General features: G+C 58.2%; 5 protein-coding genes. 3 read left to right on the top strand and 2 right to left on the bottom strand.

All coding sequences use genetic code 11. The features are described 5' to 3' along the window. Nucleotides 1–669, top strand: a 669-nt coding sequence (locus ACNKID_RS09325) for a 16S rRNA (uracil(1498)-N(3))-methyltransferase (protein ID WP_417913156.1), incomplete at its 5' end; no start/stop codon positions are given. On the opposite strand, the gene ACNKID_RS09320 is transcribed toward ACNKID_RS09325, so the two are convergent. Further along, nucleotides 666–3,155 carry an EAL domain-containing protein gene (locus tag ACNKID_RS09320; RefSeq protein ID WP_417913155.1) on the bottom strand — a complete coding sequence of 830 codons (2,490 nt, stop codon included), beginning with the start codon at nucleotides 3,153–3,155 and terminating at the stop codon, nucleotides 666–668. The genes ACNKID_RS09325 and ACNKID_RS09320 overlap by 4 nt on opposite strands. Before the next feature lie 194 nt (nucleotides 3,156–3,349). On the opposite strand from ACNKID_RS09320, the gene cobO reads away from it, so the two are divergent. Beyond that, nucleotides 3,350–3,967: a cob(I)yrinic acid a,c-diamide adenosyltransferase gene (gene cobO / locus ACNKID_RS09315; protein ID WP_417913154.1), complete on the top strand. Its 618-nt coding sequence runs from the start codon at nucleotides 3,350–3,352 to the stop codon at nucleotides 3,965–3,967. Here the strand turns inward: cobO and ACNKID_RS09310 are convergent. Further along, the gene (locus ACNKID_RS09310; RefSeq protein ID WP_417913153.1) at nucleotides 3,964–5,112 is read right to left on the bottom strand and encodes a cyclic nucleotide-binding domain-containing protein; all 1,149 of its coding nucleotides are present in this window, start codon (nucleotides 5,110–5,112) and stop codon (nucleotides 3,964–3,966) included. The two genes, cobO and ACNKID_RS09310, sit on opposite strands and share 4 nt — an antisense overlap. A 142-nt stretch (nucleotides 5,113–5,254) precedes the next feature. On the opposite strand from ACNKID_RS09310, the gene ACNKID_RS09305 reads away from it, so the two are divergent. Continuing rightward, nucleotides 5,255–6,832, top strand: coding sequence for a hypothetical protein (locus tag ACNKID_RS09305; RefSeq protein WP_417913152.1), 1,578 nt, complete (start codon nucleotides 5,255–5,257; stop codon nucleotides 6,830–6,832). Nucleotides 6,833–6,931 lie beyond the last annotated feature (99 nt).

Below are 6,931 nucleotides of genomic sequence, written 5' to 3'. Positions count from 1 at the left end.
GCCGAGCACATCTGCCGTGTGCTTGGCCTTGCCGCCGGAGACAGCCTCCGCCTCGGCATGATCAACGGCAGGCTGGGCCGGGGAACTGTCCTCAACATTGATGCCAAGACAGTGACCTTGGCTGTCAGCCTTGACCGCGAGCCGCCGCCCCCGCCGCCGACCGAGCTGATTCTCGCCCTGCCCCGCCCGATCATGCTCCAGCGCATTCTCAAGCAGGCGGCGACGCTGGGCGTGCGACGCATCCATCTCATCCGCTCGGCCAAGGTGGAGAAATCCTTCTTTCACTCCCCTGCCCTGCTGCCGGAGAAAATCCGCGAGCGGCTGCTGGAGGGCCTGACGCAGGCCGCCGCAGACACCCGCCTGCCGGAAGTGCGCGTCCATCCCCTTTTCAGCACCTTTGTGAAGGATGTTCTGCCGGAGCTGGACGGCTGCCGCCTGCTTGCGCATCCCGGCGTGCCTGCAACGCTGCCGGAGGTTTTTCCCAAAAACGGGAAGCGCATCCTGCTGGCAGTCGGCCCGGAAGGCGGCTGGAACGAGCATGAGCTGCGCTGCCTGACCGAACAGGGCTTCACCGCCTTCAACATGGGCGGCAGAATCCTGCATGTGGACACCGCCGTGGCTGTGCTGCTCGGCCAGCTTCAGCTGCTGCGGGAAATGACCCGCCTCTAACTCTTGAGCTTCGGCTTCTTGTCCGTGGCAAGAACAGAATAAAATTTGTCGATCATCCGCTTGTGGCTGAGGGCGACGCTGGAGTCGCGCAGCAGCAGGCCGGTCATGTCCTTTTCCGAAATCGGCGCGCTGAACAGATAGCCTTGTCCCTCGTCGCAGCGGCTTTTCTGCAGAAAAAAGAGATGGTCTTCAGTCTCGATGCCCTCGGCGATCACCCGGAAGCCAAGGTTTTTGGCGATGGAAATGATGCCCAAGGTGATGGCCGCGTCGGTCTTGTTGGTGGTGACGTTGGTGATGAAGGACCGGTCGATCTTGATTTTGTCCACCCGCAGGTGCTGGAGGTAGCTGAGAGAGGAGTAGCCGGTGCCGAAGTCGTCAATAGCTGTCTTCACCCCCTGCGCCCGCAGCTTGTTGATCAGATCCACAGTGTAGTCCATGTTCTCAATCAGCACGCCCTCGGTGAACTCCACTTCCAGTGCCTCTGGCGGATAGCCGCTGGTCTCTATGCAGCTCATGATCTGATGGTAGAGATCGCGCCGCCGCAGCAGCCGCCCGGAGAGGTTGACTGCCATGACGAATTTTCGGAAGCCCATGTCCCGCCATTTTTTGCCCTGCTCGCAGGCTTTGCGCATCAGATCAAGGCCGAGTTTTTCGATCAGACCAGTGTTTTCGGCGATCGGAATGAAAGCGACGGGCGAAATCATTCCTTTCATGGGATGGATCCAGCGGGCCAAGGCCTCCATGCCGCAGATGGAGCCGTTGGTCAGGCTGACCTGCGGCTGGTAATAATTGATCAGCTCGTTGTCAGCCACCGCCTTGCGCAGGTCGTTCTCTAAATAAAGGCTTTCAGCGGCCTGAATCTTCATCCCGCTGTCCCACGAGCAGATGCGGTTGCCGCCTTCGCCCTTGGCCGCCTCCATGGCTGTGTCCGCGTTGCGCAGAATTTCCAGCGGAGTGCCGCCGTCGTCAGGATAAAGGCTGAAGCCGATGCTGGGCCGGATGAGGATAGATCGGGACTCGTTGTCCAAAGGAGTGCGGAAGCGCTGCATGATTTTTTCCGCCAGCTTTTTCGCCCGCTCCCGGTTGGCGGGCGGCGGCAGGACAATCGCGAATTCATCCCCGCTCAGGCGGGACACCAAGTCTGCGCCCGCCTCTTCGGCGCAGCTGCGCAGTATCGAGGCCACGCTGCATAAAATCTTGTCGCCGAAACCGGGGCCGAAAATGCGGTTGATGCGCTTGAAATGATCCAGATCCACATAGATCAGGGCAATGCCGCGTTCTGACTCCTTGCCCAGCAGGATGATGGAATCCTCAAGATACTGCTGAAACGAGGGGCGGTCTGCCAGACCGGTCAAAGGGTCAAGGCCAAGGCCGGAAGACAGCGCACCGCTGTCCTTGGCGGCGGCAGCCGGAACAGAACCAAGGCAGTGCTGGAAGCGGGAGTCGCTTTCTTGGGGAAAAAGCAGGCAGATGAAGCCTTTTTCCTTGTCCTCTTCGTCAGTTTCGCTGCGGGTGATGGAAAGCTGCAGCTCGCATTTCTGCTCCTCCTGCAGGATTTGCAGCAGCATCGCCCTGCCGTGCCAGCTGCCCTTCTCGTCCGCCTCCCTCAGCGCCTCGGTCAAGCCCTGCTTTGTCTCGGCCAGCTCAATCACTTGGTCAAGCCGCCGGTCCTGCATCGCCTTCAAGGTGCAAGCGCAGCGGCTGAGCAGCGCAGGATTGGCGTACAGTATCTGCTGCTCCAAGCTGACGAAGAGGATGCCGCAGTTCTGGCTGTCCATGACCTGCCGCCGGATGGACAGCTCCTTCCGCATCCTGAACGAGGTGGTTTTCGCCTGATGCAGCTGGGCCTTGTACTGGACGAGCTGCTGCCGCAGCGTCTCCATGTCGGCATCCCCCAAAGATTCCGCAGCCGCGCCGCTCTCCAGCGGCATCTCGGCCTGCGCCTCTCCTGCCTTGGCCGCTTTCATCTCCGGCAGAGGTGCTGCCGCCGCTTCCTTGCGTTTCTCCTGCCGGATTGTCTCAGCGGCTGCTTCCCGCCGTTCGCGGACAACGGGGATGGTGCCCCAGCTCATGATGTTTTCTTCGCAGAAAATAAGAGCGGGAACGCGGCGGCCCGGCGGCAGGGCCTTGTTCTGCTCCGGCATCCTGACTGTGACCGAAAAACTGTCCGGGCTGGTTTTCTCCACCGTGATCAATTTGGCGAACTGGCGGAACGGCTCCACCGTCAGCTGCGGTTTTTGAAATCCCTCCACTTGGAACACAAGCTGGAAACAGCAGCCTTCCTGACAGTCATCCGCTGGCAGACGCAGCTCTTCCGGCTGCCAGCGGATGACTGTGCTGACACTGGTGCTGTTCCGGCTTTTGTCGAGGAAAGGGAACGGGCTTTTGAAGCGGCAAAACTGGCAGGTGAAGCTGTTGGTCTCAATCAAAGCCGGGGTCAGGGTGATGCTGTTCCGCTGTCCGCATTCCTCACAGAAGAGAATCATAAATATTGCGTCGGAAGAGGAAAAGATTTACTGTATGCGCCGCTGTCAGCGTCAGCCTGTTTGCTGAAAAAAGGAGCCGGAATCCTCCGTCTCCGCTACAAAAAAGAAAATACCACGCATTCCGGCGGCGGTCAATGAGCAGGCGGTCTTTCCGCGCCGCATATGCTGTTCTGCTTTCCTGCCAACAACACATTATGCAGAGTTTTTTTCCCAACATGCGGCTGTTGGACAAAGAAATGCCGCTGTCTCCGCCAGAAACAAAGGACAGCGGTTTTCTGCCCGCCGAAACGCGGAGCAAAGGTCTGCTGATTGTCTACACCGGAAATGGCAAAGGCAAAACCACTGCCGCGCTCGGCCTGACTCTGCGCGCACTCGGCCACGGCTGGCCGGTCTGCTTCATCCAGTTCATCAAGGGCAGCTGGAAATACGGCGAGCTGAACGCTGTCAGCCGTTTCAGCGAACTGCTTGACTTTCACGTCATGGGCCGCGGCTTCACATGGAAGTCCGATGACTTGGCCAAAGATGCCGCCGCAGCCCGCAAGGGCTGGGACTTGGCCCGGCAGGTGTTTGCCGAAGGGCGGCACCGGCTTGTTGTGCTGGACGAGCTGACCTATCTGATCAAATACCAAATGCTGACCGAAGATGAGGTGCTGGACACGCTGGCTCGGCGCGGACCGCAGGTTCATGCGGTGATCACCGGTCGGGGGGCCGGGGAGGGCCTGCTGCGGGCCGCTGATCTGGTCACAGAGCTGCGCGAGGTCAAGCACCCGTACAAACAGGGCATCCGGGCGCAGCAGGGCATTGAATTCTAGGGCGACTGAGGTTTCTTCTCTTCCTCTCCGCCCGGCTCCAGCTGCCGTTTCCGGGTGGAGCGTTCCTCGTCCAGCTGCTGGAGGCCCTCCATCAGCAGCTTCATGAAATAGCCGATCTCCGGCGCGTCAAAATCCTCTTTTGGCAGACCAGGGTTGAACTTGAAGCGGCCTTTCTTCTCGTGGAGAATGCGGAAGAAGGCTTCTTTGCCCTTATGCCCGTCGTAGGAAGCCTTGATCAGCCCGCCTTGGCGAAGAGAAAAGCGGGCCGTGCCTTTGGACACCTCGGTGATGGTGAGGATGCCTGTCTTGGCGTTGGTGTGCAGGGTCTGAAACAGAGCTTCGGGCGGAATCTCCTCCAGTCTGCCGATCATGCCGGAGGCGTAGTCGTCAAAACGAATCTTGTTGGAACGGCTCAGACGCTGGGCCATCAGCTTGGTGAAATAACGCTGCATGGCCGGGTAGCGGTCCAGCACCAGTTGAAAATGCCGGTGATGCACACTGAGTATTTTGCAGTCCGCCGCCGCCTGCACAGTGGCTCCGATGTTCTCGTCACAGATCAGGCTCATCTCGCCGAATATCTCGCCCTGCTCCAGAGTGGAGATGGATATGCCGGTGTCGTTGAGGATGTTCACCTTGCCTTCGGCGACAATATAGAGCTTGCTGCCTGGCTCGCCTTGGCGGATGATGATGTCGTCCTTCTTGAACACCTCCAATTTGGCATTGCGCAGCAGCTCGGCCAAGCTCTCAGGGCTGATTATCTGAAAAAAAGGAAAGCGGCTCAGTTCCTCCAACAGGGCCGCCAGCTCTTTATTGGTTTGCAGCAAGGCCTCCTGCTCCGGCCCGTTTTTTCTGTTGCGGATATGCTCAAGGCGGAGCGAGCCTGTGCAGCCTGCGCAGGAAATTAAGCAGTCAGGTATCTGGTCGGCGCGCTCGTATTTGATGATCAGCTTGACCAAGTCGCCGTAAAGAATCTCGCAGTTCTCGCGGGGCTGATTGGCATGAACAGCGGAGCTGCTGACAAAGGAGCTGTCGCCGTTGGTGCGCATCATCACCGCCACTCCTGAAACGGTGAAGGAGTCGCCGTACTGAAACTTCGGACAGCTCAGGCTCTCGCACACTCGAAAGATGACTCGTGGAACTCCCATTGTTGCTGTCCTGTCCTGCCTGTCTCTCCGAAAATGAGGTGAAAAATCATGCCGCATAGTCTAATATGACCAGAAAGTTTTCAAGAGCGCAACTTTTTTGTCGAAAAACATTTTTCTTTCCGGCCGCCGCCGGATGACCGTCATGCTGAAAACCTGTGTCAGCCCCACAGGCGCATTTCGGGTTGGTCTGCACCGGCCCAGCTGCGCTGTCCGCAATCTGCGCGACCATGATTTCCTCCTCTGTCTCGGCTCGCTGCCCGACGGCAGGGAGCTGAACAACCTGGCAAATTTCCCGTCCGGCAATGTCCAAGAGCTGGAAGGCCGCTGGATTTACGAAATTCCCAACGCCTTTCCTTGTCAAGGCGTGACCTATGTTGATTCTGTCTGGGCAGCGGCGCGTGCTGAGCAGCCCGGCCTGATCAAGATTGAGCCGCCGCCGCAATGCTCGCTTGTGCAGTCGTTCGGTCTGAATGAGGCGGAGCGGCAAGCAATGATCAGCCGCCTGCCTGTGCCGCTCAAATACGCCCTGGCCGTTAGCTCCACAGATCCGGAAGAGTTGATGATGCTGGCGCGAACCTGCTGCCGGATGGAGTTTGATGCAAATGGTGAGCCAGTCGGTTTGAAATACCTGCGGCCCGGCAAGCCGGATATTGATGATTGCGAGCTGTTTGAAACCATCGCCAACAATGCACATCTGCCTGACCGCTGGAAGGAAGTGATGGTTTTGCGGCCCGGCGTGCAAGGCAACAGTGAAATCGTGGGGCGTTACGCTGAGGGCACGCATGTTTTCGAATACCTTCGCCGCAACTCCTACATTCCTTGGGGGCATTACGCCGCCAACATGGCGCATGACGCTGTCCGTTACCGCACGTCAAATTTGACACTGGCGGACATGCGCGGCCTGCGTCATCTCTATTATCAGCGGATTTATGTGACGCTGGCAGAGCAGTTCGGCATCAATCTTGAGCTGCCCAAGCGCAGTCTGACTGAAGATGAGCTGGAATCGCTGCGAAAAAAAGTCCTGGCAGCAGCGGAGAACAGCGGTCATCCAGCCACGCTTTGGGGATGGAATTTCGGCTACGACTTTTCAAGCTCCGGCTACCGGCTTCATGCCTCGCATCAGATGATTCATCAGCAGTATGCCATAAGCCCTGAAAAAGTCGAGCTGACAGACGGCGGCGAAATGCCAAGCTACAGCTGCGGCGACCAAGTTGCAGAAACGCTTGCCCGCTATGACGGCGATTTTTTCCACGACTACCTGCGCTGCATCCGCCAGAACCAGCGCACAGACGGCGATCAGCGCAAAGAGCGCAGCCTGATTGTTCATGAAGATGCAAACGCGCTGCTTTTTGTTCCCAAGGCGCAGACTTCGCAGTGGGAATTGCAGCTTATGGTCATTGCTGATGCGGACAGCGGGCCGGTTGGCAATATTTTGGAAGCAGACACGGCCGCGCGCGAGTCAATCGACCGGGGCATATTGCTGGCGCAGCATATCTTTGCCAAACTGGGAGCGCGAATGGTGACATCCTTGGAATATTCCAAGCGGATTGGTGTTCACAACGGCCAGCGGCTGCTTTATGCCTTTCTGCCTAAACTGCCGTGGTCAATGGGCGCGTTCAGCGAGGCCCAGCACCGGTATGTCAGCAGTCATTTTCCTGAGGATTTTGCTGCGGCGTGCCGACGGCAAATGCAAGCAATCAAGATCGGAGAGGAACCATGAAAAAAGTCGCGTCACTGCAATACGGAGTTGTCTTTAAAAAGGCGTTCTGCGATCCTGAAATATTCACCGCCTTTGCGCAGGACATCCTTGGCCTGCCTG

This window comes from Candidatus Electronema sp. TJ, from assembly GCF_048287355.1.
Lineage (GTDB): Bacteria > Desulfobacterota > Desulfobulbia > Desulfobulbales > Desulfobulbaceae > Electronema.
The sequence above is the reverse complement of the archived record's forward strand: the minus strand, read 5'-3'. Positions and strand labels throughout refer to the sequence as shown.